The sequence below is a fragment of the Mycobacterium sp. genome (assembly GCF_052144515.1).
Classification (GTDB): Bacteria; Actinomycetota; Actinomycetes; order Mycobacteriales; family Mycobacteriaceae; genus Mycobacterium.
The window spans coordinates 1-2,785 of the sequence record NZ_JBKQQD010000100.1; the positions used below are offsets into that span (position 1 = coordinate 1).

Genomic DNA, 2,785 nt, shown 5'->3' on the forward strand with positions numbered 1-2,785 from the left:
CTACCCACAGTCCGCGCTGCACTCGAACGCGAAACCGCCGAACCTGTCGTGCACAATGACCAGGTGAGCGCAGCCTGATGCTCACCGGACCGCCACCGAAGTTCCACGGAACTCGGGACAACCTCCGGGGCTCGGTAAGTTGAAACTGCGCGAGCGGGAACGGTGGCCGGGGCCGACGTTAGTCTGCGCAACCTCAACAACGAGATCCTGGACAGGCCCTGGCCGCGTCAGTTGGAGAGGGCTGCTGGAACCCCCCATCGCGCTACTGCGGATATGGCGTAAAAGCACAGCCCGCTATGTAGCATCCGCCACATGCCGTTAGCGAACGGTCAGGTATTCGCCGATTACAGGATCCTGCGTCGATTGGGATCAGGCGCGATGGGCGAGGTGTACTTGGCGCAACACCCCCGGTTGCCACGCCAGGATGCGCTCAAGGTGCTGGCGGCGGATGTGTCCGCCGACGCCGACTATCGGGCCCGCTTCAACCGCGAAGCCGATCTCGCCTCGACGCTCTGGCATCCCCACATCGTCGATGTGCACGACCGTGGAGAGGAGGAGGGCCAACTGTGGATCTCGATGGACTACGTCGACGGACTCGACGCGGCCCGGCTCCTAGCCGATCGATATCCGGCTGGAATGCCAGTCGAGGAAGTTGCTCGCATCGTCACGGCGGTCGCCAGTGCGCTGGATTACGCTCACAAACAAGGCCTGCTGCACCGTGACGTCAAACCCGCCAACATCATGATGACCCATCCCGATGATGGGGGTGAGCAGCGAATCCTTCTGACCGACTTCGGAATAGCCCGCAACGTCAACGAGATCAGTGGACTGACAAAGACGAACATGACTTTGGGCACCGTGGCCTACTGTGCACCCGAGCAGTTGCTGGGTGAGGACGTTGATGGCCGTGCTGACCAGTACTCGTTGGCAGCCACTGCCTACCACCTGCTGACCGGTTCTCAATTGTTCCCGAACACCAATCCCGCCGTGGTGATCAGCCGTCATCTCAATGTGCCACCGCCAGAACTAGCTGATACACGACCGGAGCTCGCCAGGCTCGACCCAGTTCTCGCCAAGGCTCTGAGCAAGCAGGCCGAGAATCGCTACCAACGCTGCTCTGACTTCGCGGGAGGCTTAAGCGAACAGATCAACTTGGCCGGTGCGCCGACCCAGGCGGCACCGCGAGCACGTGAGTCCGAGCCCCTAGCGAGCCCAACTGCCAAATCAGGTCTGGCATCTCGGCGTACATGGGTAGTCGTGGGCGGTATCGCCGCGACCCTCATCTTGATTGGGGCTGCCGCCATGGTGTGGCGGCCATTGCAACACAACAGACCTCATGCTGAGACCACCGTCGTCCCTCAACCCGCGACCTCGTCGGTGATAGCCGCGCTGCCACCACAGGCACCGCGACGCGCCGCCGAAACCGATATTAAAACGACGACCGCAGTCGTCAATGGTCAACCCGCCAACGGGTTCCACGAAGTGGCCAACCCGAACGCTGACCTGCCCTTGAATTGTGAGCAAACCTCGCTGGCGGCGGTCACCGCAAACGTCTACTACTGCAACCCCAACTCGGCCAGCGCAGACATCTGCTGGTCGGCGCCCCCGACATCTATGCTGTGCCTGGATAATCCATGGGACAAAGAGCTGCGCCAATTTCCACTCAGTACGCCTTACTTGCGTCCAGTCCAGCATGGCATCGATCCCTGGCCTTATGCTCTTGAGTTGGACGACGGCACCCGATGCCGGGCGGTGACCGGCATGCGTGACATGCAACCCAACGGTGATACCTCCGTACACAACTGCGGGGCGGCCCAGAGCGGTTACGTGGTCCTCATGAGCCGAGATTCCAGCAACCCCATCAACCGGGCCTCACCGATATGGACCGTCAAAGCCGGGCTGCTCGGCTCTGTGGCGCAAATTCACACAGTCACTACAGCGTGGTTCGCCGGAGCTGAATAGCTTTGGGCGCAGGCGAGGAATGCGCTGAGGAGGGTGTAAGGAATGATGGGCCCGGCCCCTATGGGGAAACCGCAGTCATGCCACCCTTTTGATGATTCACCCCAAACGATTGAGCATTTTCAAAGTACGGCTTAAGGTCTTCCGGGTCTAGTCTCGAATTAGACGACATTCGAGAGTCTCAAAACTTGGCTCCGTAATCCCGTGAAACGCGATGGTCCTCGTGGAGGTGTGAATCGCCTATCCTGTGAGAACCGGGGGCCGGGATTGGCGGAGGGTCGGGTGACGGCCATTGCAGCGTGCCGGACGTGTGGCACTGAGCCTCTGCAGCGCTTCTCCGGTGGGGACCACTTGAGGTCTGACGCTTGCCACCATCCGAGTCCCCGTGGTTCGTCAGTCATCGTGGCCTCGATTCAGCTTGCGGATTTGGTGACGAGCATCGACCCGTCGGCTACGGGGACCGTCCTCCGGCGGGGGCCGATTTCGTGACCAGCCCGATCGTGGTCCTGGGATGCCGAGCCACGCCCGCATCAGGCGCGTGCCGTCACATTTCGGGGCTTGTCCGGCGTGCAAGTGTTTGCGTTTTCAACAAAACCGCTAGCATGCCTAACCAGTGGCATTGATCACGAACTGCACGATACGATCGAGCCCGACAACGAGTACTATGCCCCCGACTGCGCCAGACTGGCTGTTGAGTACCACCCAGACGGGCTCACTGCATCCCTACGACGTATTAGCTGCCGACGGCGTCGAGCCAAAGCAGGAGTTTTTGGAGTGATCACTCCATACAAGGGCCGGGAAGTCCGGCCCGGCGATCTGGTGAAGA

At 61.0% G+C, this 2,785-nt stretch carries 1 protein-coding gene; it reads left to right on the forward strand.

All coding sequences use genetic code 11. The features are described 5' to 3' along the window. The first annotated feature begins 312 nt into the window (after positions 1 to 312). The gene (locus ACLP9N_RS05635) at positions 313 to 1,962 is read left to right on the forward strand and encodes a serine/threonine-protein kinase (RefSeq protein ID WP_442406460.1); all 1,650 of its coding nucleotides are present in this window, start codon (positions 313 to 315) and stop codon (positions 1,960 to 1,962) included. The last annotated feature ends 823 nt before the right edge of the window (positions 1,963 to 2,785 follow it).